We start from the raw sequence: 25,994 nt of genomic DNA, 5'->3' as shown, positions 1-25,994 counted from the left end.
TGTGATTGCTGTACATGCCCGCTATCGTGGACGCGAATCGCGTCGAGCCGAACTGGTGCGACGCTCCGCCGAAGCCCTATCGACGCTTCCCGGTGTCGGCACCTTCGAACATGTCGGCGTGGAAGATATTCGCGCGCATGTGCAAGGCCCCGTCGAAACGTGCGACTTAATAATGGCGTTGCTGTCGGATGCGAATTGGGCGATCGGACTCGGGATCACCGACCATGGGCCCGCCACATTTGCGGCAACCGCTGCCGTAGGTACCCGCCCTGCACAGGTGCGAGTGGTTGTCGATAGTGTTCGCGAAAGCAGTGACGCCGACGATATCGCCGCCACGTTCGCGCTTGTCGCCCATGTGTTGGCGAAACGTACCGTCGAGGGACGTGAGGCAACCTCGTTGGTGCGTCGGGGTTTGAATCAGAATGAGGCTGCACAGCAGCTCGGCATCTCCAAACAGGCAATGAGCCAACGCCTCCAAGCCGCAGGCTGGCAGGCGGAACAGGCCGGGTGGCACCTCGCGGTCAACTTGATTACTCGGGCAACTACTCCTGCTTCTGCTCAGGGTGAAGAGTAGGGTCCTCAGCCTGTGACGGCTGCGTGTCGATGGCGCGTGCCGACGTCTCAGTTGCTGAACCTGCGCCTGATCCCAGCGAGTTTGGTGCCTCCGGCCCGTTACCCAGCTCCGCGGACAGCGGAGATTCCGCAGGTTTGTTCGCCACGGCGCGCGCTTCAGCCACTGCGCGTGCAATTTCGGGATCCGTCGCGGTCTCGAACCAAGCGTCGGTGTCGTCTTGGCCGGCCATTTCCTTGGTGGCATCATCTGCCTTTGCGGGCTCGTAACGGAATACGCCGTCCTCGTCCTTGTTCGCGAATGCTTTGGCAAACAGCTCCAGCGAGTCACCAAACTGCGACGGGATCATAAACATCGTCGAGGCTTCGCCTTGCGCCATTTGTGGCAGCTTGTCTAGATACTGGTACGTGAGTACTTCAGGAGTGACCTCGGAGGACTTAATGGCGGCGTTGACCTTCTGAATTGCGCGGGCCTCACCCTGTGCGTTGAGCAACTTCGCGGCGCGCTCACCTTCGGCCCGCAAAATGGTGGCCTGACGCTCCGCCTCAGCGGCCAAGATCGCGGCATGCTTCTCGCCCTCAGCGGAGAGGATTCTTGCCTGCTTTTCACCTTCAGCGGTCTTGATATCAGACTCTCGTTGGCCTTCAGCGGTAAGAATCATGGCACGCTTCTCGCGGTCTGCTTTCATCTGCATTTCCATCGATTGCTGGATCGATGGTGGCGGATCAATCGCTTTGAGCTCCACTCGGGAAATCCGCAGGCCCCACTTCGCGGTAGCGGCATCGAGCTCTCCGCGCAGGCGGCGGTTGATGGTTTCGCGGCTGGTCAGTGTTTCCTCCAACGTCATTCCGCCGACCACGTCACGCAGGGTGGCCACAGAGATTTGCTCCACGCCCACCAGGTAGTTATCAACACCGTAGATGGCGCGCGCAGGGTCATTGATCTGGAATGTGACCACGATGTCGATAGCAACGGTCAGGTTATCTTGGGTGATCACGGCCTGAGGCGGGAAAGATACCACGCGTTCACGGGTGTCTACGCGGGCACGCACCCGTTCAATAAAAGGCACGAGCAGTGTGAGCCCGCCTGACACAGTGCGCGTGTAGGAACCCAACCGCTCGATCACGGCGGCTTCACCTTGTGGGATCAGCGCGATGGATTTGAACACCACCGCAGCAATGAGGATGAGTACGAGAATGACTGCAATAGTTGCGACCATAGTTTAAGTATCCTTCCAAACAACGGCAGTTGGCCCGTCGATTTCCGCCACCACGACGGATTCACCAACGGGGATGGTCTCCTGCGGGTCAATGGACTTTGCCGACCAAATCGACCCGTCCAGCCTCACTTGGCCCCCACCGGGCCCGATCTCCTCGATCACTTCAGCACGCTTTCCGACGAGCGCCCGTGGCGATATGTCCAGAACCTTGGGCTGGTGATAGCGCTTCTTTAAGTACGGGCGAAGAAACAACATTAAGCCGGCAGAGGCGGCCGCAAACACGAGTACTTCGGCCCATAAGGGGACGTCGAAAAGCGCGACACCGGTGGCGGCTAGAGCACCACCGGCTAGCATGAGCAGGGTGAATTCGCCTACGGCCAGCTCAATGCCGGCGAGAACAAGCGTTGCGATTAGCCAGATAAGGGGACCCACGCCACAAACTTTACATATCTTCTTTGGAAAGCTCAGGGATTGTCACGAAATCAACCAACCTTTCCACCGCCCCGATCAGTGTGGAATCGAGATCGCGGAAGGAATTGACGGCGTTGTACACCCGGTTCCATCCCTCTTTCGGGTCCGACCATCCCAGGCGGTGGCACACGCCGGTTTTCCAATCCTCCCCGTAAGGCACCTCGGGCCAAGCACGAATACCGAGGCGTTCCGGCCGCACCGCTGCCCAAATATCAATGTAGGGATGTCCTGTCACCAACACATCCGGGCCCACGTTGGCCACAAGACGCGATTCTTTCGACCCTTCCACCAGGTGGTCCGCGAGGACCCCGATACGTCGGCCCGGCCCGGGTTTGAACTCACTGAGCCGCTGCGGCAGATTGTCTAGACCCTCAAGGTATTCCACCACAACACCTTCGACGCGTAGGTCGTGGCCCCAGACCTTCTCCACGATGGCAGCATCATGAATACCTTCCACCCAAATCCGCGACGGCATAGCCACTTTGGCTTGTACATTGTCGACGCGCCTCGAGCCGGAGTTAGACCTGCGCGGAGCCTGCTTTTCGACGAATCGTGTGAGCGTTACCCGCTGGCCTTCATAAAGAAACGCGCCGGGTATCATTTTGAACAGGCGCTGGGCGCCGTAGCGGTCCTCGAGGCGGACGAAGTGGCCGTCGTAGGTCTTCTCGAACTGGATGACGGCGCCGACGAAATCGTCACCGAAGACTTCCACAACGATGCCCGGTTTCGCTGGCACCTCCGGGTAGGTGGGCGCTTTGGTACGCGCGTGGCCGGAGAAAATGTCGCCCCTATATCGATCATCAGTGCTCATAACCTGGTTAGTGTATCGGCTATAATGCCCCGAATGGAGATGCGCGCCCAAGTTTACTCACCGCTGCAAAATACTGCTGTCTGGCTGGCCGCTTGGTTGCACGGCCACGAGCCGACAGACTCAGTCTTATCGGCGCTGTCCGCGCTGGGTGGAACACATCGGTGGAATGGTGGCCCGATCGTCGACATGCTCCGTGAGATCCGAGCGCGTGCCGACACCCACGGGGAGGAGCCGGTGCTGAGGCTGATCTTGTGGGGGCCGGGCCAGGCAGCAGCCATACCCGCTGGCTCGGCGGCGGCTGCTGCCCTAACGTCTGCTGGTGCCCTTGTTGTCCGTGGGCGTGGCGGTGTGTCACATATCCTCGTTCCACGCTACGACGACAATGGCGTTGCCTGGCGCGCGTTCGACGAGGAGTCTCGCCTTCCTGAGCCAGCGTGGCTGACTCCGGGGGAGGCTGACCAGCTGCTAGCGCAGGCAACGGACGGAGCAGCTGCATTAATCGAAGCCACCGGGTACCGTTCGGACGAATTGTCGAACCCCCGGTTAACCGTGGGTTCTCTCGCTGACTTCTACGACACACCAGGCCTGCCGAGTAGCGTCACGCCTCGAGCTGCAAAACTATTTGCTCGCGCCGATCGCGTCGCCGCAATCATTGAGACTGTGACTGATCGCATTGGTGACCACAGTCTAGACCCCCACTTGTTCGCGTTGTGGCGCCACATCCGCACTGCCAGAATGGCAGGCGTTGCGGATGCGGTCCACGATTACTGGCGCACTAGCTAGTCTTTCTTGCAGCAGCCAGGGGCGCACGGGGCACCGTTGACTGTGCAGCCTTGAACTGTGACCGTCGACAAGCTCTGTGGTGCAACGTCTTGGCCAACATTTTCCACGATGTCGATAACCATCTCCGCGAAATCCCGTGTATGCCCAACGGTTGGAGTGCGTTCCAAGCTAATGCCGGCTTCATCGCACGCTTCTTTCAACTCGGTATCGAGGTCCCAGATCACTTCCATATGATCCGAGATGAAACCGACAGGCACGCAAATCAAGTGCTTGAAGGATTCGTCGGCACGCGAAAGCTCCTCAGTTCGGTCTACCACGTCCGGCTCCAGCCAAGGGGTGCGCGGACTACCGGAGCGAGACTGCCATACCACTTCGTAGTCATCAATGCCTGCTGCCTCCGCGATTAGTCGAGACGATTCTGCTACCTGGCGGGAATATAAATGCGGATCTCCTGGGCCACCGGCAACCTCGTCCGCTACAGTCGGGACCGAGTGCGCCGTGAACAGGACCTTGGTGGCATCCTTGTCGGCGCTATCCCAAGCCTTTTTCAAATCTTTGGCCATGAGGCGAATAAACGTCGGGTGAGCATAGAACTGCCACAGCTTTGTGTAGTCCACTCCTGAGGTCGCTTCGCGCATGTCGACGATGTCCTCGTCGTACTGACGGCAGGCCGAGTAGCCACCCCACGCCGAGGTAGCGAAGACCAGGACATTGGAGTGTCCATCCCGAGCGATCTGCTCAGCGGTATCTTTGGCCATCGGGTGCCAATTACGGTTACCAAAATACACCGGAAGCTCATGTCCGCGTTCCTCAATGATGTCTTCGAGATTCTCGATTATCTCTCGGTTCAAACGGTTGAGTGGGCTGACACCATCGAAGTGAAAATAGTGCTCACCTACCTGTTCGAGGCGCTCACGTGGGATTCCTCGACCGCGGGTGACGTTCTCTAGAAAGGGAACAACCTCGTCATTGCTTTCGGGGCCACCGAAGGAAAGGACGAGGAGTGCATCGTAGTCGCTCATACTCATGTGAATGAGCCTATCAAACTTTCGTTTGTAATTAGATCAGGCGAACCGCATACTGTGACATACCAGACCAACGCACGGGAGATTTCTTCACCACGTCGCCAGACTGAGGGGCTTCGATCATCATGCCGTCGCCCAGGTAAATAGCCACATGTTGGCTACCCGACGGGCCCCAGAAGAGCAGGTCACCTCGCTGTGCTTCGCTCGGCGAGATCTTAGTACCGCGCTGATACTGGTAACCAGAGTAGTGAGGAAGTGAGATGCCAACACCAGCAAATGCGTAGAGGGTAAGACCAGAACAATCGAAGCCGATCTTGTTGTAGTCGCCGTGGGCATCAGCCACACCGCCGTCCCGAATGCCTTTTGTTGGGCCGTTCGCATCTCCACCACCCCACGCATAGGGAACACCCAACTGGGTTTCGGCGCGTGCAATCACAGTTTCAATCTTTGCTGCGCGAGACGAGTCCGCAACGATTTCGGTTGCTCTTTCAGTTATCTGCTCAACAGTCTGAATCTCTGGCAGAACCTCGTTGAGAGCAGGTGTGTCGGTTTCCAGCTCCGTGGTTACCGCAGGCAGGGTTGACACCCCGGAGTTAACTGTAGCGTCCTGAGCATCGCCGTTAGCGCCCTCCTGTGTTGCTGCGCCACCGATTGCCGACGAACCATGTGCAAGGTCAGCGTTGGAGACCTGGGTGGCCAAGACCACAAGGGTCGCGGCAACTATAGCGGCTGCGGTGGCAAGGTCGCCCTCGTTGGATTCGTCGAAAGTGCCCCGCATGGACATGACTGTCCGCACCGCGTCCTGGATCTGTTCCAGGGTAGGAACAGGAATCTCGCGGTCGAGGATTGACTGATCGGCCTTTTCCGTAGCTTGGCGAGTGATTGCTGAAATAGCCTGTGACGACAGTTCAGCGGCGACATCATCATGTGCAGCAGCGTCTTCCCCGGACTCTGTTGCGTCAACGGACTCACCAAAAACGGATCGAGAATCGCTGTAGTACTGGTTCCCGCCCTGCGGCGACGAAACTTCCGTGTTCTCACTAGTTACTTCAGTGTGTGGCTCTGCCTGTTGCTCTGGGCTGGCCGTTGGCTGGGTCGAATCGGTTTCCTGTGTCGCTGTCTGTGGTGGAGTTGCAGGCTCCGCGGGTGACTCGCTGACAGTCGTTTCATCCTCGCGGGCCTGCGAGGCCGGAGTGTGATCCGGTGTGCCGGACGATCCGGGACGTATCTCTTCGAGAGCGTTTTGCGCGCTGCGTAACTCCTCTTGCGCGGCAGTAAGTTCTTCACTCTTTTGCTCGAGAGCTTCTTGATTATCGGTTAGCAGCTCGTTCGCTGATGTTTCTGCGTCAATTGCCTCTTTCTCCCGCTTTTCGGCAAGTTGCACCGCGAGGCGCACGAGGGAATCTGCGTTGGCATGAGCTGTGCGTTCGCCTTCGAGCCTGTTGAGGGTCTCTTTCTTTTCGCCCCGCTGCTTCTTTAGAAAAACACTTCGATCAAGCGAGTCCTTGAGCGCATCGTCGCTATCAAGTGCAGCAACACTGCTGGTAGAACCATCGTTGCGGTAGGTCGAGCGCGCAACTTCATTGAGTTCATCTTGCGCCTTTTCTACTGCACTTTGTGAGTCCTCAAGGACTTTTCTTGCGTCTTTGGCCCCTTGCCGTGCCTGTTCTGCGGCGGATTGGGCGTCGCCATAGTCAACGATCGCTTTGTTGACGGCTTCTCGCAGGGCACCCATCTCCAGGTTGAGACGGTCAATTTCAGCTTGCGCCTCCGAGATCGCGGATACAAGAGCGCTTGCCGACGCCTCTTCCTGGGCGACTGCCGGAGTGAGCGAGGTAGCTAGCGCCACTGATGTGGTGCACGCGACGGTCGCGAGCCACATGCGGGCACGGCTATTCCGCCGCTGACGGTTCTGGTAAAGCACGAAGGTACTCCTTCACACCGCATACTTAGGTAGAGCCGTGTGCGAACCTCGGTGAAGGCGCGACACAGCCTGACAGTGTCAAGGGTTTTTCCTTGACCCAATGCGGTAGAGATAGATCGACTACTGAAGTGAAGGCCTAGAGAGCTTTCATGCAGCCCGACCGTTCCCTGCGCGTCTGACGCTTGGCGTGCTTCCCCACATGCCCGTGTCTAATTGATACGCAAGTTTCTCGTGTTACATGTTAGCGACTCATGAGCCGACAATTGAACTTTAGGCCACTTCTTTGGTCAATTTCACAATCTTTACCAATTTTCACATCCGTCAAGCCAAACCCCATGACATAACAACCTCACCAGCTGCAGGTTCCCCTACGGAGATAAAAAATGTGATTCTCATCACTTTGAGAATCACATTCGGGTAACTTTTTGAGAAAAGCCTGTTGGGTCAAGCCTCAGCGCTTGTCGAGAAGAACTGTAAAAATAACCGCGGCAACCAAAAGTGCAATGATCGCGGAGAACAAAGGAATCCACGGTATGGAGAAGTTTTGTACAACGCCGGAAAACTCTAAAAGTCCGGCAGCATAATCCACCTGGGACTCCATGGCGAGTTGCCCTGCTTCAAGCTCACTGCGCGTGAACGAGTCACTAACCGCGGCCGTCGCGTGGGGCGCACGAACAATAATGGTGTCTATTCCTGTGGCAAGATTCAGATCCTGGGCGAGATCCCGAAGCTGCGCCCCATGCAAATCGTGACCCTCTAGCACCACTACCCCCACTTGGGGGAAGCCCTCGTGGGTTACGGTCTGGCCGACCTCAAGGAGAGATTCCTCGAGGATCCAGTTCGCGGGATTATTCGAGCTAAAAGCTACCCCATCGTGCCGAAGCTGCTGGGCCAATGATTCCACAAAAATATTGTCGAAACCCATAGACGCCGCCCTTTCCGTTGTTCGAATGAGTTCAAGACTACCTGAATGGGGGTAGGACACGAATGGCAATGCGACGCTATCTCGAGAGAATCCTTCAACAGGACGCGCGTACTGTTAAGGTAGAGAATTGACCGTGGCAATTGACATATAATTGTCGGTTGACCACTGTGCTTGTGTTGACCCTGAGGTTTCACATCCTTAAGGATCAACGCAAGCATCCGCATTAGGGGTCACACCCAATCTGAAATATGGATCACCAACGAGAAACGGAGCTCCCTGTGACTGAAAGCAAGAACTCCTTCAACGCCAAGAAGACTCTCGAAGTCGGCGACAAGTCCTATGACTACTTCGCCCTCGATGCAGTCGAAGGTATGGAGAAGCTGCCCTACTCCCTGAAGGTTCTCGGAGAGAACCTCCTGCGCACTGAGGACGGCAAGAACGTTACTGAAGAACACATTAAGGCGATCGCTAACTGGGATCCGAAGGCTGAGCCTTCCGTCGAAATCCAGTTCACCCCTGCTCGTGTGCTGATGCAGGACTTCACTGGCGTGCCATGTGTTGTCGACTTAGCAACCATGCGCGAGGCAATCTCCACTCTCGGCGGCAACCCAGATGACGTGAACCCACTGGCTCCAGCCGAGATGGTCATTGACCACTCCGTGATCATCGAGGCCTTCGGCACCGAAGACGCGATGGCTAAGAACGTTGAAATCGAGTACGAGCGCAACGAGGAGCGCTACCAGTTCCTGCGCTGGGGCTCTGAGAACTTCTCTAACTTCCGCGTTGTGCCTCCAGGCACCGGCATCGTGCACCAGGTCAATATTGAGTATCTGTCTCGCGTCGTCTTCGACAACGATGGCCTCGCGTACCCAGATACTTGTATCGGTACTGACTCTCATACCACCATGCAGAATGGCCTAGGTATCTTGGGCTGGGGCGTAGGTGGCATTGAAGCCGAGGCTGCTATGCTTGGCCAGCCAGTGTCCATGCTCATTCCTCGCGTTGTTGGCTTCAAGCTAACGGGCGAGATCCCAGTTGGGGTGACTGCTACCGATGTCGTTCTGACGATTACGGACATGTTGCGCCAGCACGGCGTGGTGCAGAAGATTGTCGAGTTTTACGGCAACGGCGTCAAGTCGATTCCGCTCGCAAACCGCGCAACCATTGGCAACATGTCTCCGGAGTTCGGCTCCACCGCCGCGATCTTCCCGATCGATGAAGAGACCACCAAGTACCTGCACCTGACCGGCCGCGACCAGGCGGATATCGACCGCGTTGAGGCATACGCTAAGGCGCAGGGCATGTGGTTGGAGCAGGACGCTCCAGAAGCTGAGTACTCGGAGTACCTCGAGTTGGATCTGTCCACCGTTGTTCCGTCCATCGCAGGACCGAAGCGTCCGCAGGACCGCATCCTGCTGTCCGAATCCAAGGAAACTTTCCGTAACCAGCTGCCTGATTACAACACGGCAGGCAACGAGTCTGCAGAGCCAGTGCGCGCGCAAAAGGTTGACTCTGTTGACTACAACGAGTCGTGGCCTGCCAGCGGGGAGTCTGCAGCAGCTGGAGCCGAAGGCCGCGCGTCCAAGCCGGTCATTATCGAGTCTCCACAGGGCGGCGAGTACACTCTCGACCACGGCGCGGTCACTATTGCTGCGATCACCTCGTGCACGAACACTTCGAACCCTTCCGTCATGGTTGGCGCTGCACTGCTGGCACGTAAGGCAGCTGAGAAGGGTCTGACAGCGAAGCCATGGGTCAAGACCATTATGGCTCCGGGTTCCCAAGTTGTTGATGGCTACTACAAGCGGGCTGACCTCTGGAAGGACCTCGAGGCTGTCGGCTTCTACCTCTCCGGTTTCGGCTGCGCATCGTGCATCGGTAACTCAGGCCCGCTGCCGAATGAAATCTCTAACGCGATCAACGAGTACGACCTGACAGCAACTGCTGTTCTGTCCGGTAACCGTAACTTCGAGGGCCGTATCTCCCCGGATGTGAAGATGAACTACCTCGCATCTCCACTGTTAGTTATCGCGTACGCGATCGCCGGGACTATGGACTTCGATTTCGAAACCCAGGCTCTGGGCCAGGATCAGGACGGCAACGATGTGTTCCTGAAGGACGTGTGGCCATCTTCTGAGGAGATTGAGTCCACCATTGCTGGCGCGATCTCCCGTGAGATGTATGAGGCCGACTACGCAGACGTCTTCAAGGGCGACGAGCAGTGGCAGCAACTGGACGTTCCACAGGGCAAGACCTTCGATTGGAACGAGGACTCCACCTACATCCGTAAGGCGCCTTACTTCGACGGTATGCCAACGGAGCCTGAACCAGTAAAGGATATCAAGGGCGCCCGCGTCCTGGCGAAACTGGGTGATTCAGTCACCACTGACCACATCTCCCCTGCTTCCTCCATTAAGCCTGGCACCCCTGCTGCCAACTACCTTGATGAAAACGGTGTGGAGCGTCAGGACTACAACTCCTTCGGTTCCCGCCGTGGTAATCACGAGGTTATGGTTCGTGGTACGTTTGCGAACATCCGCCTCTCTAACGAACTGGTCGATGTCAAGGGTGGCTACACCCGCGACTTCACTCAGGAGGGCGCTCCACAGGCCTTCATCTACGATGCCGCTCAGAATTACGCCGCGAAGGACATCCCACTGGTTGTTATCGCCGGTAAGGAATACGGCACGGGCTCCTCTCGTGACTGGGCTGCTAAGGGCACGAACCTGCTGGGTGTCAAGGCAGTTATCACTGAGTCCTTCGAGCGTATTCACCGCTCGAACTTGATCGGTATGGGCGTTATCCCACTGCAGTTCCCAGAGGGCGAGTCCCACGGATCGCTTGGCCTCGATGGAACCGAGACTTTCGACATCACTGGAATCGAGGCGCTGAACGACGGCGACACGATCCCGAAGACGGTCAGGGTTATCGCAACCAAGGAGGACGGTAACACCGTAGAGTTCGATGCCAAGGTCCGTATCGATACACCGGGTGAGGCCGATTACTACCGCCACGGCGGCATCCTGCAGTACGTGCTGCGCAATATGGTGAAGTAAGTACCACCATGTGTGTTTAAGCACCCCTGCGGGAACAAGGGGTTAAGGGCCATGCTCGTCTCAGAGCACGGCCCTTTCTCTTTTCCACGCTAGATTCTTTATTTCACCGCTGTTACCATGCCGTCCCAGGAGGTTTTCACACATGCCGATTATCAGCGATACCGAGCTTCAGCGCCGGCGCGACGACATTCTTGTCGGCGCGCGGAAGTGTTTCGCTGAATTCGGCTATGAGGGCGCCACCGTGCGCCTGTTAGAAGACGCAACAGGTAAATCACGGGGCGCGATTTTCCATCACTTTGGCGATAAGGAGAGTCTTTTCTTGGCTGTTGCGCAGCAAGATGCTGAGCGACAAGCCGATGTTGTTGCTGAAGGCGGTCTGGTTGAAGTGATGCGTGACATGCTCCACCACCCGGAGCGCTATGACTGGCTTGCTACTCGTTTGGAGATTGTGCGCAAGCTCCGGTCGGATCCCGAGTTTAAGGCTCGTTGGAAGGCACACCAAGAGGTGCTCGACCAGGCAGTGGCCAAGCGCCTGCAGGAAAACGCGGCTCAGCAACGAATGCGCGATGATGTCCCCGTCGGGGCCTTGCATATCTTATTGCAAACTTTTATGGATGGCTTCATTACAAGGCTTGCTAGCGGCGAGAGTACGGAGCACCTCGATGAGGTGTTGGACTTGGTGGAGCAGACTGTCCGAGGTCGGGTTACCCCAGAATAGGCTGTTAAGTTTAGAATCTTTTCATGTCGAAAATCTTGTTGCTCTCGCTGCGCGACGGGCCTTTAGGGAATAGTGTCGCTGCCGCCGAGGCCCGAGACGTGATGAACGCTACAGGATTGACTTCCCACACCATGGTCCACCGCATCTTGGAATCGACCCAACACGTCATTGGCTCTCTCGAGGGAATCAGTGGGGTGATTGTCGGCGGGAGTTCATTAAATATTACCGACGCCGAGTGGTCTAAGTGGCAGCATCATGTTCATGCGCAACTTGCTGAGCTTATCGACGGCTCGCTACCGGTCTTTCTCATCTGTTACGGCACGAGTTGGCTCACTCACCATACTGGTGGAAGTGTCAACCATGCGCACGCTGAAGAATCGGGGCCAACCGTCGTTAAGCTCACCAAAGCGGGGCGTGACGACGCTCTCCTCAACGGCTTCCCGGAGGAGTTTTCGTCTCTCACCGGACATACCGAGAACGCGGAAAGTCCATCGGAGGTCCTTGAGGTGTTGGCCACTGGTCCGACGTGCCCAGTGCAGCTGGTGCGCTACCGCGACCGAGTGTGGGCCAGCCAGTTCCATGCGGAGATGGACGCCCAAGCGATGAAGACCCGGATGGATTTTTATTTCGATTACGGCTACTTCTCGCCCGACGATTACGATCAGATTGTCGCGGGTCTGCCCTCCGTAGACACGACTTGGGCGAACCGCATCCTGCGTCGCTTCGTCGAGGCTTGTTTTACAGGTCAATACTGAGTAGTCGAGTTTAACTTCGGTGCCCGGCAGTTGTGCAGAGGGCAGCGAGGGTGGTGGATGACGGGAAAGTTGAGATAGCTACAATCAAATCTCATGTACGCCATCATTACCGTGACCGGTGCAGACCACACTGGAATTATTGCCGCAGTCACCTCCGCCCTCGCTGAAAAAGACGTGAACATCTTGGACGTTTCGCAAACACTGATGGACAAGTGGTTCACCATGATTCTGCGAGTAGAGCTTGACGACGATGGGGTGGGCATCAGGGAACTGCAGGAACACATGGATACTGTGGGCGAGAAGGAAGCACTTGTCATCCGCATCCAGTCGGAAGCGTTGTTCACCGCAGTCAACGAGATTTAGGAAGGGCAGGCAATGGAGCTGAAGTTTGCCAGCCACAGCATTCTCGACACGATCGAGATGATTGAGAAATACCGCTTAGATATCCGCACGGTCACCATGGGCATATCGCTGCTCGAGTGCGCTCGAAGCACCATGGAGGAAACAGCTGAAGCAGTCTATGATCGAGTGACTACCCAGGCGGGTCGCTTAGTGGAGGTCTGTGAGGGCATCGAGACTGAGCTAGGGATCCCGATTGTGAACAAACGGGTCTCCGTCACCCCAGTTTCGTTGGTGACGGCCGGGTGCGCAGGTGATCCCGTCGTGGTGGCCAAGGCACTCGACCGTGCCGCGCAGGCGGTTGGCGTGAACTTCATTGGCGGGTTCTCGGCGCTGGTGGAAAAGGGCGCTACGACCTCAGAAAAACGACTCATTGACTCGATTCCTGAGGCCTTATCCACCACCGATCTCGTCTGCGGTTCCGTCAATATCGCCACCTCACGGGCGGGTATCAATATGGATGCAGTAGCGCGCATGGGTGAGGTGATTAAAGAAGCCGCAGAGTTGACTAAAGATAACTCCTCAATCGCCTGCGCCAAACTCGTTGTATTTGCCAATGCTGTGGGCGATAACCCATTCATGGCCGGCGCCTTCCATGGCATCGAGGAGCCAGACTGCGTTGTGTCCGTGGGTGTTTCTGGCCCCGGTGTGGTAGACCGTGCGCTGGGCAACCTGGAGGGTGCAAGTCTCAATGACGTAGCTGAGGAGATCAAAAAAGCCGCATTCAAGATCACCCGTACCGGCCAGCTGGTGGGCACCATGGCCGCAGAGCGACTCGGCGTCCCATTCGGCATTGTCGATTTGTCGCTCGCTCCAACTGCTGAGATGGGCGATTCCGTGGCCCACATCCTCGAGCACATGGGCTTAGATCAAGTTGGCACTCATGGCACCACTGCTGCCCTCGCATTGCTAAACGACGCTGTGAAGAAAGGCGGGATGATGGCATGCTCGCGCGTCGGCGGATTGTCCGGCTCATTTATCCCTGTCTCTGAAGATAAGGGCATGATCGACGCCGTGAGGTCAGGGGCGATCACAATGGACAAGCTGGAAGCGATGACATCGATTTGCTCGGTCGGGTTCGACATGATTGCCATTCCGGGTGATACCCCGGCGACGACCATCGCCGGGATGATTGCTGATGAAGCAGCTATCGGTGTGATGAACCACAAGACTACCGCTGCCCGACTTATCCCCGTCCCAGGAACTGTCCCAGGAGATGAAGTAAACTTCGGTGGACTTCTTGGCTACGCGCCAGTAATCCCTGTAAATGAGGTTGGCAACGCTGCGTTTATCGGACGTGGTGGCTATATTCCTGCGCCAGTCCACGGTTTCCGAAATTAATCCACGCGCCCCAGTTGCGCCTGCCCGCACTTCATATTGCTTAAACTCACAGGGTTTGGGCAGTAAGGGGTGCGGGTTGTTCATTACCATCGGCTTTAAGAGATTATCAATCTAGGAAGAGCGTTCGATGAGTACACCCGCTGCCCCACCAGACCATCCGCACGCCCAATCAGTTGATGCAGTGATCAAGGCTGTGTCTACGAGCACGGAGGGTCTAGCAGCTACTGACGCACAGCAGCGCGCCGAGCACCATGGGCCCAATACCTTGCCTCGCGCAGAACAGGAAACCGCTCTGCAGCGATTGCTTCGCCAGTTCAATGACCCGATGATTTTTGTCCTCATCGCTGCTGGGATTCTCACAGCACTGCTGGGCCAGATTGCGGACACGATCGTGATTGCAGCTGTCGTTGTGATTAACGCCTTGGTGGGCTTCTTCCAGGAAGGGAAAGCAGCAAACGCTCTGGAATCCATTCGCAACATGCTCTCGCCGGAGTCCGAGGTGAAAAGAAACGGTGCATGGACGAAAATTCCTGCAGCAGATCTCGTCCCGGGTGACCTGATCAAACTACGCGCTGGCGACAAGGTGCCAGCAGACGCTCGCGTGATTGAATCAGCTAGCCTGCGTATCGAGGAATCTGCGTTGACTGGTGAATCAGTCCCCTCCGATAAATCAACGACACCGGTTGAGGAGTCCGCAGACCTTGGCGACCGGCACTCGATGGCATTTTCTGGCACCACTGTCGCTGCTGGCAGTGGCACAGCCGTGGTCACCTCTACAGGATCCGAGACCCAGATCGGCCATATCACCACGATGCTCGACGATGTCGAGCAAGTAGAAACGCCCCTGACGAAGTCGATGGGCAAACTGTCCTCAGTGCTTGCCGTAGTCTCAGTGGGTCTCGCGGTTTTGATGATCGTGGTTGCGTGGGTATTTTACGACTACACGTTTGTTGAGCTCATCATGTCAGCGATTGGGTTTGCTGTCGCCGCCATCCCAGAAGGGCTGCCAGCTGTCATGGCGATCACCCTGGCGCTAGGTGTACAGAAGATGGCCCAGCGTAATTCAATCACTCGACGGATGAACTCTGTGGAAACGCTCGGTTCGGTGACCACCATTTGCTCGGACAAGACCGGGACCCTGACGAAGAACGAGATGACTGTACGGCAGGTAGTCACCAACCACAACACCTATGAGGTGACGGGCACTGGTTATGCGCCTGAGGGCGAGGTGCTGCTGGATGGGCAAACCGCCCATGCCTCCGACTATCCTGACTTGCTCCGTATAGCGCGCGTGGCATCACTGACCAATGATTCTTCGGTAATCCAGCAAAAGGACGGGTCCTGGAGGCTCAATGGTGAACCGACCGATGGCGGTATCCGTACTTTCGCGCTCAAAGCGGGGTTCGAGGAGCCCGGCAGTGACGTGCGCCTGAGTGCAGTTCCCTTTGATTCCGAGTTTAAATACATGGCTACACTCGATCGCGTCGGTGAGGATGACCCCAGGGTGCATGTAAAAGGTGCGCCTGATCGTCTTCTTGCACGCAGCGCCTACCAATTGGACGCGAACGGTGATACCGAGCCGATTGACACTGTTGCTTGGGAGAAGAAGGTAGATGAACTCGGTGCCACGGGGCAACGCGTCCTGGCTGCAGCTTACCGTCCCGCAACGGAAGCAGACCGTGACTTGAGTACGGAGCGTATCGACGACGGTGGGCTAATCTTTCTGGGGCTCTATGGCATCATCGACCCGCCTCGTGAGGAGGCGATCGAAGCGGTTGAGACCGTGCAAAAGGCTGGGATTAAAGTGCGCATGATCACTGGTGACCATGCTTCTACTGCAACAGCGATCGCCCATGAGATCGGGATCATACGTGATGTTGGCGGTACCGGAACTCTGACCGGAGCAGAACTCGAGGCGGCAACTGATGAGCAGCTGCGCGAGATGGTCAAGAACACCACCGTGTTCGCCCGCACCTCCCCTGAGCACAAGCTGCGCTTGGTGCAGGCACTCCAAGCGAACGGCGAAGTAGTTTCTATGACCGGTGACGGCGTCAACGACGCACCGAGTCTGAAGCAGGCTGATGTCGGCGTGGCCATGGGGATCAAGGGCACCGAGGCAACCAAGGACGCAGCGGACGTGGTCCTTGCCGACGATAACTTCGCCACCATCGCCCACGCCGTGAAAATGGGGCGCACGATTTACGACAACCTGAAAAAGGCGATCGTGTTCATGCTTCCCACCAACGGTGCACAGGGAATGGTTATTTTTGTGTCCATGCTCGCGGGCATGACCCTGCCAATCACTCCCCTGCAAGTGCTGTGGGTCAACTTGATTACTGCCGTGACCTTGTCACTTGCGCTCTCATTTGAACCTTCGGAACCGGGCATTATGCAACGTAAACCCCGCGACCCGAAAGAAGCGTTCCTGAACTCAGAAGCCGTCATCAGGATTGCCTACGTCTCACTACTGATTGGTGGGGCAACAATCGGCGTCTTTGCATGGCAGATGTCCAACGGCGTGGATGTGGACATGGCCCGCACTGTTGCGGTGAACACTTTAGTCGTAGCCCAGATCTTCTACCTGTTCACCGCGCGTTTCACTCGCGTGTCCGCACTGAGGGCCGAGCTGTTCACGACGAACCCCGCCTCATGGATCTGTGTGGGACTCATCATGGCGCTGCAGCTGGTGTTCGTCTACGCGCCGTTTATGCGGTATGCCTTCGATACCGTGCCGGTGGATCTCCGCACGTGGCTGATCCCACTGGCTGCAGGCGCCGTCGTGTTCGCTGCAGTGGAGGTCGACAAGGCGCTTCGCCGCGCCCGCAGTGGTCAAGCGGTCTTCTAACGCGGCTCCGGAAGAGGAGCGGCGATGCGGATGGTAACGCGACGTCTCCACCCCGGTGGGTCACCACCCGGCCCGTATACCTGGCGGATACCCCTCGTCTAGGAAAAGCTCGGGCCGCTCACCGATGCGGTCGACGCTGGCAGTTAAGCCAGCTCCACGATCTCCATGTACTCATCACTCCATAAGTCCTCGTCGCCTTCCGGCATAATGATGACGCGCTCTGGCTCCAAAGCGCGCACCGCGCCCGGGTCGTGGGTGACCAATACCACAGCGCCCGTGTACGTGCGCAAGGCATCAAGCACCTGCTCGCGAGATTGCGGGTCGAGGTTGTTGGTGGGCTCGTCGAGAAGCAAGACGTTGGCTCGCGATGAAACTAGGGTGGCCAGCGCCAAGCGCGTCTTCTCACCACCGGACAGCGTGCCGGCCGGCTGCTCCAACTTATCTCCGGAAAACATGAATGCCCCAAGTAAGCCACGCAAGTCTTGCTGCCCTGCATCCGGACAGGCCTCAATGGTGTTCTGCCACACGGATTTATCAGGATCGATCGTGTCGTGTTCCTGTGCAAAATAACCAATCTTCAGGCCATGTCCGGTCACAATGCCGCCTTCGCCGTCAGTGCGCTCCACACCAGCCAGAAGCTTCAGTAACGTGGTCTTTCCAGCACCGTTGGTCCCCAGGACAACCACGCGTGAGCCCTTATCGACAGCTAAGTCAACACCCGCAAACACCTCCAGGGAGCCGTACATCTTCGTTAAACCTTTCGCGTGCAACGGCGTCTTGCCACACGGTGCTGGCTCTGGGAAGGAGATGGCAGCTACCTTGTCAGCCACGCGGACGTCGTCAAGCTCGCTCATCATGCGTTCAGCTCGTGCCAGCATTTGTTTCGATGCAGCAGCCTTCGTGGCCTTCGCGCCCAGCTTGGCAGCTTGCTTCTGCAAAGCATCGGCCTTCTTCTCGGCGTTGGCGCGCTCGCGGCGACGCCGGGCTTCATCCTGAGCTCGGGCGTCCTTGTACTTGGAAAAACCCATGTTGTACACGTCTGCTTCCGCGCGCACGGCGTCGAGAAACCACACTTTATTGCACACGGCGTCGAGTAACTCCACATCGTGCGAAATTAGGATCAGTCCGCCTTCGTGCTTCGCCAGAAATCCGCGCAACCATCCGATGGAATCAGCATCTAGGTGGTTGGTGGGCTCGTCGAGAAGCAATGTTGTGGTGGACTTGCCGGAGCCATTGTTCGCGGCAAACAGGATCTGTGCCAATTCCACACGGCGGCGCTGGCCACCAGACAAAGTCTTCAGCGGTTGATCCAGCACACGCTCTGGAAGCCCCAAGTTGTCACAAATCTGGGCTGCTTCAGAATCAGCCTCGTATCCACCGAGCGCATGGTAGCGCTCCTCCAAGCGGGAGTACTTATTGATCGCGGTATCGCGCTTCGAACCTTCTGCGATCTCCATGATCTCTTGCTGTTTGTCCATCGACGCCCGGATCTGATCCAAACCACGTGCCGACAGCACCCGGTCACGCGCAGTCTGTTCGATATTGCCCTCACGCGAATCCTGTGGCAAGTAGCCGACCTCGCCTGAACGCGTCACCGAACCACCGTACGGCTGCGTCTCCCCCGATAAAATTCGCATCGTCGTTGTTTTGCCCGCACCATTGCGGCCAACAAGCCCGATGCGGTCGCCGGGCTGCACACGGAGTTGCTGGCCAGGGGCCTCAAGCAGGGTACGCGCGCCGACACGGACTTCAAGATCATTGGTGACAATCACAAGGGCACAGTGTACCCCGGGCCCAGCAGCCCTCCGCAACCACGAAATGGTAGATAGTCCCAATAGTCCAGGATAGAATTGAGGCCATGGAAAAAATGTTGAAGGACAAAGTAGCAATCATCACCGGCGCTGGATCCGGCTTCGGTAAAGCCACCGCTCAGCTCTTCGCTGAAAAAGGTGCCGCAATAGTGGTGGTTGATATGAACAAAGAAGCAGCAGAGGCCGTCGCCGGCGAGATTCAAGCCGATGAGCGTCGCGCCATCGCCGTCACAGCAGACGTCACCAAAGAAGACGACGTAAAAAACTTCGTCGACCAAGCTATCAAGCACTTCGGAAAAATTGACGTCCTCTTTAACAACGCTGGCGTCTATGTGCCAGGCAACGTCGAGGAAACCGATCTTGACGGCTGGCTAGCCTCCCTGAACGTCAACCTCACCGGTGTCTACCTTGGCTGCAAGTACGCCATGCCACACCTGAAGAAAACGAAGGGCTCCATCATTAACACCGCCTCCGCCGGTGGTGTGATCGGCTTCCCCGATGCTTTCGGTTACGCAACCACCAAGGGTGGCGTGATCTCCGCCACCCGGGCAATAGCAGTGGACTACGCCGACGACGGTGTACGCGCCAACGCGATCGCCCCAGGCACCGGTGTTACCGGAATGACCGAGGACCTACTGCAAGACGAAAACGTTTACAACGCGTTTGTCTCCCCTATCCCGCTGCACCGCCTTGGCCAGCCCCAGGACGTCGCAGGCGCGGCATTGTTCCTCGCCTCAGACTACGCCTCCTATGTCACTGGCGCGACGATTCCAGTTGACGGTGGCTGGACCATGTCCTAAAAGCCTTTCATACCGAATACGGACCGTATTTGGGGCATCATCATTGGCAATAGCTAGGGTGAGAAAACCTTAAGGGCCACGCGAATTTACGTGTGGCCCCTACAACCTCTGGACTGTTCTCGGTTACCCTTTTAGACGGCGAAGCCTAAAGCCCGCAGTTGTTCGCGCCCCTCTTCGGTAATCATGTGTGGGCCCCATGGTGGCATCCACACCCAGTTCAAGGTGAGGCGGTCCGCAACACCGTTGCCCACAATGGCTTGGTCTGCTTGATCTTCCAATACGTCAGTCAAGGGGCACGCAGGAGATGTCAGTGTCATGTTAATAACGCACTCTCGATCATTGCCTTCGTGATCCACGAAGAAGATCTCGTAGACCAAGCCCAAATCCACCACGTTAATGCCCAGCTCGGGGTCGATCACGTCGCGCATATACTCTTCCGCATCCGACGCCAGGGCAATGTGTTCCTCGGTCTGTGGAGGACGGACACCCGCACCTTCGAAACGGGATTCGGAGGTAGCACCGTTGTCCGTAGAGTCTTCTGGGTTATTCGGTGTGCTTTGTGGCTCTGTCACTGGTTTTCCCTTTCTTCTAAAGCTTCAGCAGTTGCTGCCTGAAACGCTTTCCAGCCCAGCAGCGCGCATTTCACACGTGCAGGGAATTTCGCGACACCGGAGAACGCCACTCCGTCGCCGATCATCTCTGGATCGCCTTCTTTCGTGCCTCTCGACGTCACCATTTCATCGAATGCGTCAAGCTTTTTCATTGCCTCATCAAGAGGCAAGCCGATAATCTCTTCGGTCATAACACTGGTTGACGCTTGCGAAATGGAACAGCCTTCTGCGTCATAAGAGACATCTTCCACCACGGTGCCGTCGTCGGAAAGCTTCACTCGAACTGTTTGCTCATCACCGCAAGACGGATTGACATGGTGCACCTCAGCATCAAATGGATCACGCAGACCGGCGTGCTTAGGGTTTTTATAGTGGTCCAGGATGACTTCCTGGTACATGGACTCGAGATTCATCTAGTTCACCCCAAAAAATTCTTGTGCCTTGCGGATACCAGCTGCCAGAGCGTCGATTTCTTCTTCGGTGTTGTACAAGTAAAAACTTGCGCGCGCTGTGGACTGAGCGCTCAACGCACGGTGGACAGGCCACGCGCAATGGTGGCCTACGCGAATGCACACACCTTCAGAATCGAGGACTTGGCCCAAATCGTGCGGGTGGACACCCTCCACACCGAAGGAGATGGCCCCACCACGATGATCAGCGGTTGAGGGACCATATAAAGTCAATCCGTCGATGCTCTGGAGCTGTTCGAGAGCATAAGCAGTGAGCTTGTGTTCATGCCTCTGGACGTTGTCCATGCCCACCTCGTTCAGGAACTCAACGGCTGCACCCAAGCCGACGACCTGGCTGTTCATCTGCGTACCCGCTTCGAACCGTTGCGGAATATCTGCGAAAGTGGTCTTTTCCATGGTGACCACCTCGATCATTGATCCACCGGTGAGAAACGGCGGGAGTTTTTCCAAGTGCTCCGCTTTCCCGTACACCACACCCACACCCGATGGGCCCAGCATTTTGTGACCAGAAAAGGCAGCAAAATCCACATTGAGCTCGCGGAAGTTGACAGGCATATGTGGCACAGACTGGCACGCATCCAGGACAGTTAACGCGCCCACGGCTTGGGCTCGGCGGACGATCTCGGCCACATCGGCCACAGCACCGGTCACATTGGACTGGTGAGTAAAAGCTACCACCTTGACAGTAGCGTCGAGTTGTAGTGAGTCGAGATCAATGCGCCCATCCTCGGTGGTTTTGTACCACTTCAAGGTAGCGCCGGTGCGCTGAGCCAGTTCCTGCCAGGGAACCAAGTTAGCGTGGTGTTCCAGTTCGGTAACGACGATGGTGTCGTTCTCTGTGATCTGGAGGTCACCAGCGCGCGCGTCGCCAAGCACATATGCGACCAAGTTGAGACCTTCGGTTGCATTCTTGGTAAAAGCGATTTCGTGGCCATCAACGCCCACGAATGCCGCGATATTTTCGCGAGCGGCTTCGTAGGCGTCGGTTGCCTCCTCCGCTATAGCGTAGGCGCCACGGTGGACGGGGGCGAAATTATTCATGACGAAGTGTTCCTCAGCCTTCCACACGCGTGCCGGACGCTGAGAGGTCGCTCCTGAGTCCAGATAGATCAAGGGCTTGCCGTCGCGCACGGTGCGCCCCAAAATGGGAAATTCGGCGCGAATGGCGTCGACGTTCAGCGTTCCGTCTGTGTGTGTCAAAGACATCGGTAAGTCGTCTTCTCTTTCTCTCGCGTTCCTGAATTATTTCAGGAACTGGTCGTAGCCGTCAGCCTCAAGCTGATCAGCCAGTTCAGCACCGCCAGTCTTGACTATCTGCCCGTTGGCAAACACATGGACATAGTCAGGCTTGACGTAATTCAGGATGCGCTTGTAGTGGGTAATCATGACGATGCCGCCATTGGTTTCTTCCTGATAATTATTGATGCCATCGGAAACGATACGCAGCGCGTCAACGTCCAGCCCGGAGTCAGTCTCATCCATGACGGCAAACTTTGGTTTCAGCAGCCCCAACTGTAGGACCTCGTGGCGCTTCTTCTCACCACCGGAAAAGCCCTCATTAATGGAGCGCTCGCCGAAGGACTTATCGATCTGTAGCGCATCGCGCTGACCATTGAGTTCCTTTACCCATTCACGCAGCTTCGGTGCTTCACCGCGTACGGCGGTGACAGCGGAGCGCATGAAGTTTGAAGAGGAGACGCCAGGAACCTCGGTTGGGTACTGCATCGCCAGGAACAGGCCAGCCCGTGCACGCTCGTCGACCTCAAGTTCAAGCAAATTCTGGCCGTCCATGAGAACTTCGCCTTCAGTGATCTCGTAACGAGGGTGGCCCGCTAGCGCATAAGCGAGGGTGGACTTTCCGGAACCGTTCGGGCCCATGATGGCGTGGGTTTCGCCAGACTTGACGGTCAGGTTGACGCCCTTCAGGATCGGCGTTGGTTCCTGGCCTTCCTCGCTCGGCAGCACCTGAGCGTGGAGGTTCTTGATTTCAAGATTTGACATTAAAGCTCGTTTCTTTCTTGTTCGTGGTATTTGTCAGGTGCGGATTACAGGTTGATTCGACCCAGCTCGTCCTCAACACGCTCACTGAGTGCCTCGCGGATAGACTCGACGGGAACCTGTCGAATAACCTCGTCGAAGAAGCCACGGATGATGAGGCGTCGTGCTTGGTCCTCGGGGATACCGCGGCTTCGTAGGTAGAAGACTTGCTCATCATCGAACCGTCCTACGGTAGCCGCGTGACCTGCACCAACGATCTCACCAGTTTCAATTTCCAAGTTCGGGATGGAGTCAGCGCGGGCACCCTCGGTCAGAACGAGGTTTCGGTTGACCTCATAGGTGTCGGTACCTTGCGCGTTGGCGCGAATCAGTACATCTCCGACCCAACAAGTGCGCGCCTCTGGCAGCTTCGAGTGCTTATCAGCTTGCAAAGCACCCTTATACATCACGTTTGAACGGCAATTCGGCACCGCGTGGTCAACCAGGAGGCGGTTCTCAATATATTGACCGTCGTCGGCGAAGTAGACGCCTAGCAGCTCTGCGTCACCGCCTGGGGCGGTAAATTTCACGCGAGGGACGATCCGGACGATTTCACCGCCGAAGGTTGCGACGGTATGACGCAGTGTTGCATCACGTCCGACGACCACGTTCTGCTGGCCGAGGTGTAGTGCATCTTCGTCCCAGTTGGCGTCGACTACGACGTCGAGCCGAGAATTGTCGCCCAGGATGAAATTCACGTTATCGGCGTGGGTGCCTGAGCCTTGGTACTGCACAACGACGGTGGCGTCAGAGCCAGTTTCGGTTTGGACTAGAACCGCCCCGAACGAGGTGACGCTTTCACCAGCGCCGGTAATGGTGATCACGATAGGCTCGTCGATTGCTTCGTTGGCTGGAACCGTCACAATTGTTGCGTCTTCGACGGATGTCCACGCTTGAGCTGCAACGCGGTCAACGGCACCACCAGCAGCTTGAAGCCGCTCGTCGCTGGGTGCAACCGTTTCGACCTTAACGTTTCCGGTTGCTTGGACGTCAACGTTTGCTTTAGCCGCCGGAGCGAAATCACCGTTGTGGAGTCCGCGGAGACGTCGCAGCGAAATGAAGCGCCATACTTCATCGCGACCACCTGGAACATCGAAATCCTCAACATTGTAGGAGGAGAACAGGTCACCCTTCGTCTGATTTGGGGTTCCAGACTGTACAACTGTATCTGCCATGGGTTTAGCCCACCGATCCTTCCATCTGCAGTTCAATGAGGCGGTTGAGTTCGAGTGCGTACTCCATGGGGAGTTCCTTTGCAATCGGTTCAACGAAACCTCGCACGATCATCGCCATCGCTTCTTCTTCAGGGAGGCCGCGGCTCATGAGGTAGAACAATTGTTCCTCAGACACCTGCGACACGGTAGCCTCGTGGCCAAGGGTGACATGGTCGTTGCGGATGTCGTTATACGGGTAGGTGTCAGATCGCGAGATGTTGTCAACCAGGAGCGCGTCACACTCAACGTTCGAGTAGGCGTGGTGCGCGTTGGTGTTGACCTGAATCAGACCACGATACGCGGCACGGCCTCCGCCACGTGCAACAGACTTGGACACAATATTGGAGGAAGTGTACGGAGCCATGTGAGTCATCTTGGCTCCAGTGTCCTGGAATTGACCTTCTCCCGCGAAAGCGACGGACAGAACTTCACCTTTCGCGTGCGGGCCGGTCATCCAGACAGCGGGATACTTCATGGTCACCTTGGAACCGATGTTGCCATCGACCCACTCCATTGTGGCGCCCTCTTCTGCCTTCGCTCGCTTTGTCACCAAGTTGTAGACATTGTTCGACCAGTTCTGGATGGTGGTGTAGCGGCAGCGGCCACCCTTTTTCACGATGATCTCTACTACTGCAGAGTGCAAGGAGTCCGACTTGTAGATCGGAGCAGTGCAGCCTTCGACGTAGTGCACGTACGCGTCTTCGTCGACGATGATCAAGGTGCGCTCGAACTGGCCCATGTTTTCCGTGTTGATACGGAAGTAGGCCTGGAGTGGAATATCTACATGGACACCTGGTGGGACGTAAATGAAGGATCCACCAGACCACACAGCAGTGTTTAATGCGGAAAACTTGTTATCGCCAGCTGGAATCACCGAACCGAAGTACTCCTTGAACAGCTCGGCATGTTCTTTGAGCGCCGTGTCAGTATCAAGGAAGATCACGCCCTTTTCTTCCAGGTCCTCCCGGATCTGGTGGTAGACAACCTCAGACTCGTATTGAGCAGCCACGCCTGCGACTAGGCGCTGCTTCTCTGCCTCAGGAATACCGAGCCTGTCGTAGGTGTTCTTAATATCTTCAGGGAGGTCTTCCCACGTCTGCGCTTGACCTTCAGTCGAGCGCACGTAGTACTTGATGTTGTCGAAGTCGATTTCTGAAAGGTCGGCACCCCACTTCGGCATTGGTTTTTTCTCGAAGATATCAAGCGCCTTGAGACGCTGATTCAGCATCCACTCGGACTCTTCCTTCTTGGCTGAGATGTCGCGCACGACCTCCTCGCTGAGACCACGGCGCGCAGATGCGCCAGCCTCATCGGAGTCATGCCAGCCGTAGTTATATGCGCCAATGGAATCGATGATCTCGTCATCGCTCATCGGGGTTTCAAGACCTGGTGCTGGGTTAGCTTTGGTCAAGTGTCGCTCCTTTCCTTCTGAGTCCTCGTCTTAACTGCGAGGGGAATGTTGGTGGTGCACACACCGTGGCCGCCGGCTATGGAGGCAAGCGGTTGAACGTGAACGCCGGTAATTTCCGAGATTGCGGCATGTTCTGCTTCGCACAACTCCGGATGCTCCGTAGCCACAGCGGCGATCGGGCAGTGGTGTTGGCAAATCTGGATGCCCGTTCCTGCCCGAGTCACCGTGGCGGCGTAGCCGTTGCGGTCGAACGCCTCGGCCACTTCACGCGTGGTCTGCTCAACGGAGCCCTCATCGCCTTGTGCTGGTTCAATGTCGTCCAGGATGTGTTGGATACGCCCACGGGCGAGTGCGCGCACCGCCTCGTCTCCCCCGGCCTCTCGTAGTTGATCGAGAGCTAGTAAAGCGAGGGTGTCGTAGCTGTGTCCGAACTGGGCCCTGCCCTGCTGTGTCAATCGGTATGTTTTTGCGGGCCGCCCCCGGGATTGGGTTTGGCCGCTCACACCAGGTGCTTCGCAGTGTTCGGCCAGATGTTCATTCACCAAGATGTCTAGGTGCCTGCGGACACCGGCGGCTGATAAGCCGAGATGCTGCCCTATTTCGCCAGCGTTAGACGGTCCAAGCTTCAATAGGAGCAGCATGACGTTTTTGCGGGTATCTCCGTCGATGGAGCGCGCTTTTCCTGCCATGAGGTCACCTCCGAGTTGTCGCGTGTTTTCGTCTCCGCTGCCCTGAAAATAGGCAGCTATCTTTAGACAACACTAGCGTGCCTAAATTCATTCCACATGTCCACCCCG

23 protein-coding genes are annotated in these 25,994 nt (G+C 56.8%); 9 read left to right on the top strand and 14 right to left on the bottom strand.

The genetic code is table 11. The annotated features are described in order from the left end of the window. Nucleotide 1: 1 nt before the first annotated feature. Entirely contained in the window at nucleotides 2–574 is a 573-nt protein-coding gene (locus CKV99_RS05250) for a MarR family transcriptional regulator (protein ID WP_092255345.1), read from the top strand. Here the strand turns inward: CKV99_RS05250 and CKV99_RS05245 are convergent. From CKV99_RS05245 to CKV99_RS05235, 3 genes are read right to left on the bottom strand one after another with little or no spacing between them, the layout of a single operon-like run. Beyond that, the gene (locus CKV99_RS05245; RefSeq protein WP_092255342.1) at nucleotides 543–1,790 is read right to left on the bottom strand and encodes an SPFH domain-containing protein; all 1,248 of its coding nucleotides are present in this window, start codon (nucleotides 1,788–1,790) and stop codon (nucleotides 543–545) included. The genes CKV99_RS05250 and CKV99_RS05245 overlap by 32 nt on opposite strands. Nucleotides 1,791–1,793: 3 nt before the next feature. Continuing rightward, nucleotides 1,794–2,222 (bottom strand): NfeD family protein, encoded by a 429-nt coding sequence (locus tag CKV99_RS05240; protein ID WP_092255339.1) that lies wholly within the window; start codon nucleotides 2,220–2,222, stop codon nucleotides 1,794–1,796. Nucleotides 2,223–2,232: 10 nt separating this feature from the next. Further along, nucleotides 2,233–3,072: a DUF3097 domain-containing protein gene (locus tag CKV99_RS05235; protein ID WP_092255336.1), complete on the bottom strand. Its 840-nt coding sequence runs from the start codon at nucleotides 3,070–3,072 to the stop codon at nucleotides 2,233–2,235. 33 nt (nucleotides 3,073–3,105) lie between these two features. On the opposite strand from CKV99_RS05235, the gene CKV99_RS05230 reads away from it, so the two are divergent. Further along, a complete protein-coding gene (locus CKV99_RS05230; protein ID WP_092255333.1) occupies nucleotides 3,106–3,855 on the top strand; it encodes a hypothetical protein in 750 nt (249 codons plus the stop codon). Here the strand turns inward: CKV99_RS05230 and CKV99_RS05225 are convergent. The 3 genes from CKV99_RS05225 to CKV99_RS05215 all read right to left on the bottom strand — a co-directional run bounded on the left by CKV99_RS05225 (nucleotide 3,852) and on the right by CKV99_RS05215 (nucleotide 7,729). After that, a complete protein-coding gene (locus CKV99_RS05225) occupies nucleotides 3,852–4,883 on the bottom strand; it encodes a ferrochelatase (protein WP_092255330.1) in 1,032 nt (343 codons plus the stop codon). The two genes, CKV99_RS05230 and CKV99_RS05225, sit on opposite strands and share 4 nt — an antisense overlap. Nucleotides 4,884–4,914: 31 nt before the next feature. Further along, nucleotides 4,915–6,804 carry a DIP1281 family NlpC/P60 protein gene (locus CKV99_RS14955; protein WP_092255327.1) on the bottom strand — a complete coding sequence of 630 codons (1,890 nt, stop codon included), beginning with the start codon at nucleotides 6,802–6,804 and terminating at the stop codon, nucleotides 4,915–4,917. Between the two features lie 451 nt (nucleotides 6,805–7,255). Further along, nucleotides 7,256–7,729 (bottom strand): Rv1476 family membrane protein, encoded by a 474-nt coding sequence (locus CKV99_RS05215; RefSeq protein WP_092255324.1) that lies wholly within the window; start codon nucleotides 7,727–7,729, stop codon nucleotides 7,256–7,258. Between the two features lie 278 nt (nucleotides 7,730–8,007). On the opposite strand from CKV99_RS05215, the gene acnA reads away from it, so the two are divergent. The 6 genes from acnA to CKV99_RS05185 all read left to right on the top strand — a co-directional run bounded on the left by acnA (nucleotide 8,008) and on the right by CKV99_RS05185 (nucleotide 16,843). Then, nucleotides 8,008–10,785, top strand: a complete 2,778-nt coding sequence (gene acnA, locus CKV99_RS05210; protein WP_218141568.1) for an aconitate hydratase AcnA — start codon at nucleotides 8,008–8,010, stop codon at nucleotides 10,783–10,785. A gap of 142 nt (nucleotides 10,786–10,927) precedes the next feature. Then, complete coding sequence (locus tag CKV99_RS05205) at nucleotides 10,928–11,503, top strand: TetR/AcrR family transcriptional regulator (protein WP_092255318.1); 576 nt, start codon at nucleotides 10,928–10,930, stop codon at nucleotides 11,501–11,503. Between the two features lie 23 nt (nucleotides 11,504–11,526). Continuing rightward, nucleotides 11,527–12,258, top strand: a complete 732-nt coding sequence (locus CKV99_RS05200; RefSeq protein WP_092255316.1) for a glutamine amidotransferase — start codon at nucleotides 11,527–11,529, stop codon at nucleotides 12,256–12,258. A gap of 93 nt (nucleotides 12,259–12,351) precedes the next feature. Further along, nucleotides 12,352–12,621, top strand: coding sequence for an ACT domain-containing protein (locus CKV99_RS05195; protein ID WP_092255313.1), 270 nt, complete (start codon nucleotides 12,352–12,354; stop codon nucleotides 12,619–12,621). Between the two features lie 12 nt (nucleotides 12,622–12,633). Continuing rightward, nucleotides 12,634–13,998, top strand: a complete 1,365-nt coding sequence (locus CKV99_RS05190; protein ID WP_092255311.1) for a PFL family protein — start codon at nucleotides 12,634–12,636, stop codon at nucleotides 13,996–13,998. A 127-nt stretch (nucleotides 13,999–14,125) separates the two neighbouring features. Then, nucleotides 14,126–16,843: an HAD-IC family P-type ATPase gene (locus tag CKV99_RS05185; protein WP_092255308.1), complete on the top strand. Its 2,718-nt coding sequence runs from the start codon at nucleotides 14,126–14,128 to the stop codon at nucleotides 16,841–16,843. A gap of 143 nt (nucleotides 16,844–16,986) precedes the next feature. On the opposite strand, the gene CKV99_RS05180 is transcribed toward CKV99_RS05185, so the two are convergent. Beyond that, nucleotides 16,987–18,615 (bottom strand): ABC-F family ATP-binding cassette domain-containing protein, encoded by a 1,629-nt coding sequence (locus tag CKV99_RS05180; protein ID WP_092255305.1) that lies wholly within the window; start codon nucleotides 18,613–18,615, stop codon nucleotides 16,987–16,989. 86 nt (nucleotides 18,616–18,701) lie between these two features. Between CKV99_RS05180 and CKV99_RS05175 the strand changes: the two genes are divergently transcribed. After that, a complete protein-coding gene (locus tag CKV99_RS05175) occupies nucleotides 18,702–19,454 on the top strand; it encodes an SDR family NAD(P)-dependent oxidoreductase (RefSeq protein WP_092255302.1) in 753 nt (250 codons plus the stop codon). Nucleotides 19,455–19,585: 131 nt separating this feature from the next. Here CKV99_RS05175 and CKV99_RS05170 read toward each other — a convergent pair whose 3' ends face one another. The 7 genes from CKV99_RS05170 to CKV99_RS05140 are packed head-to-tail and all read right to left on the bottom strand — an operon-like array spanning nucleotide 19,586 to nucleotide 25,886. Further along, on the bottom strand, nucleotides 19,586–20,026 hold the full coding sequence (locus CKV99_RS05170; RefSeq protein WP_177178070.1) for a metal-sulfur cluster assembly factor: 441 nt from the start codon (nucleotides 20,024–20,026) through the stop codon (nucleotides 19,586–19,588). Continuing rightward, nucleotides 20,023–20,478 (bottom strand): Fe-S cluster assembly sulfur transfer protein SufU, encoded by a 456-nt coding sequence (gene sufU / locus CKV99_RS05165; RefSeq protein ID WP_092255299.1) that lies wholly within the window; start codon nucleotides 20,476–20,478, stop codon nucleotides 20,023–20,025. Before sufU ends, CKV99_RS05170 begins: the two co-directional genes overlap by 4 nt. Beyond that, a complete protein-coding gene (locus CKV99_RS05160; RefSeq protein WP_092255296.1) occupies nucleotides 20,479–21,741 on the bottom strand; it encodes a cysteine desulfurase in 1,263 nt (420 codons plus the stop codon). Nucleotides 21,742–21,777: 36 nt separating this feature from the next. Then, complete coding sequence (sufC, locus tag CKV99_RS05155) at nucleotides 21,778–22,536, bottom strand: Fe-S cluster assembly ATPase SufC (RefSeq protein ID WP_092255293.1); 759 nt, start codon at nucleotides 22,534–22,536, stop codon at nucleotides 21,778–21,780. Between the two features lie 44 nt (nucleotides 22,537–22,580). Further along, on the bottom strand, nucleotides 22,581–23,747 hold the full coding sequence (sufD, locus tag CKV99_RS05150) for a Fe-S cluster assembly protein SufD (protein WP_092255290.1): 1,167 nt from the start codon (nucleotides 23,745–23,747) through the stop codon (nucleotides 22,581–22,583). Between the two features lie 4 nt (nucleotides 23,748–23,751). Then, nucleotides 23,752–25,158: a Fe-S cluster assembly protein SufB gene (gene sufB, locus CKV99_RS05145; RefSeq protein ID WP_177178075.1), complete on the bottom strand. Its 1,407-nt coding sequence runs from the start codon at nucleotides 25,156–25,158 to the stop codon at nucleotides 23,752–23,754. Nucleotides 25,159–25,193: 35 nt separating this feature from the next. After that, nucleotides 25,194–25,886, bottom strand: a complete 693-nt coding sequence (locus CKV99_RS05140) for a helix-turn-helix transcriptional regulator (RefSeq protein WP_092255284.1) — start codon at nucleotides 25,884–25,886, stop codon at nucleotides 25,194–25,196. Between the last annotated feature and the right edge of the window lie 108 nt (nucleotides 25,887–25,994).

This window comes from Corynebacterium cystitidis (genome assembly GCF_900187295.1).
Lineage (GTDB): Bacteria > Actinomycetota > Actinomycetes > Mycobacteriales > Mycobacteriaceae > Corynebacterium > Corynebacterium cystitidis.
Note: the sequence above shows the minus strand (reverse complement) of the source record. Positions and strands in the feature narration are given on the sequence as shown.

Bases quoted from the DNA above. Each gene is read 5' to 3' on its own strand.
- CKV99_RS05205 (WP_092255318.1), top strand. From the start codon at position 10,928: ATGCCGATTATCAGCGATACCGAGCTTCAGCGCCGGCGCGACGACATT.
- CKV99_RS05185 (WP_092255308.1), top strand. From the start codon at position 14,126: ATGAGTACACCCGCTGCCCCACCAGACCATCCGCACGCCCAATCAGTT.
- sufD (WP_092255290.1), bottom strand. From the start codon at position 23,747: ATGGCAGATACAGTTGTACAGTCTGGAACCCCAAATCAGACGAAGGGT.
- CKV99_RS05230 (WP_092255333.1), top strand. From the start codon at position 3,106: ATGGAGATGCGCGCCCAAGTTTACTCACCGCTGCAAAATACTGCTGTC.
- sufC (WP_092255293.1), bottom strand. From the start codon at position 22,536: ATGTCAAATCTTGAAATCAAGAACCTCCACGCTCAGGTGCTGCCGAGC.
- sufU (WP_092255299.1), bottom strand. From the start codon at position 20,478: ATGAATCTCGAGTCCATGTACCAGGAAGTCATCCTGGACCACTATAAA.
- CKV99_RS05160 (WP_092255296.1), bottom strand. From the start codon at position 21,741: ATGTCTTTGACACACACAGACGGAACGCTGAACGTCGACGCCATTCGC.
- CKV99_RS05200 (WP_092255316.1), top strand. From the start codon at position 11,527: ATGTCGAAAATCTTGTTGCTCTCGCTGCGCGACGGGCCTTTAGGGAAT.
- CKV99_RS05195 (WP_092255313.1), top strand. From the start codon at position 12,352: ATGTACGCCATCATTACCGTGACCGGTGCAGACCACACTGGAATTATT.
- CKV99_RS05175 (WP_092255302.1), top strand. From the start codon at position 18,702: ATGGAAAAAATGTTGAAGGACAAAGTAGCAATCATCACCGGCGCTGGA.
- CKV99_RS05140 (WP_092255284.1), bottom strand. From the start codon at position 25,886: ATGGCAGGAAAAGCGCGCTCCATCGACGGAGATACCCGCAAAAACGTC.
- CKV99_RS05235 (WP_092255336.1), bottom strand. From the start codon at position 3,072: ATGAGCACTGATGATCGATATAGGGGCGACATTTTCTCCGGCCACGCG.
- sufB (WP_177178075.1), bottom strand. From the start codon at position 25,158: ATGAGCGATGACGAGATCATCGATTCCATTGGCGCATATAACTACGGC.
- CKV99_RS05215 (WP_092255324.1), bottom strand. From the start codon at position 7,729: ATGGGTTTCGACAATATTTTTGTGGAATCATTGGCCCAGCAGCTTCGG.
- CKV99_RS05245 (WP_092255342.1), bottom strand. From the start codon at position 1,790: ATGGTCGCAACTATTGCAGTCATTCTCGTACTCATCCTCATTGCTGCG.
- CKV99_RS05190 (WP_092255311.1), top strand. From the start codon at position 12,634: ATGGAGCTGAAGTTTGCCAGCCACAGCATTCTCGACACGATCGAGATG.
- CKV99_RS05225 (WP_092255330.1), bottom strand. From the start codon at position 4,883: ATGAGTATGAGCGACTACGATGCACTCCTCGTCCTTTCCTTCGGTGGC.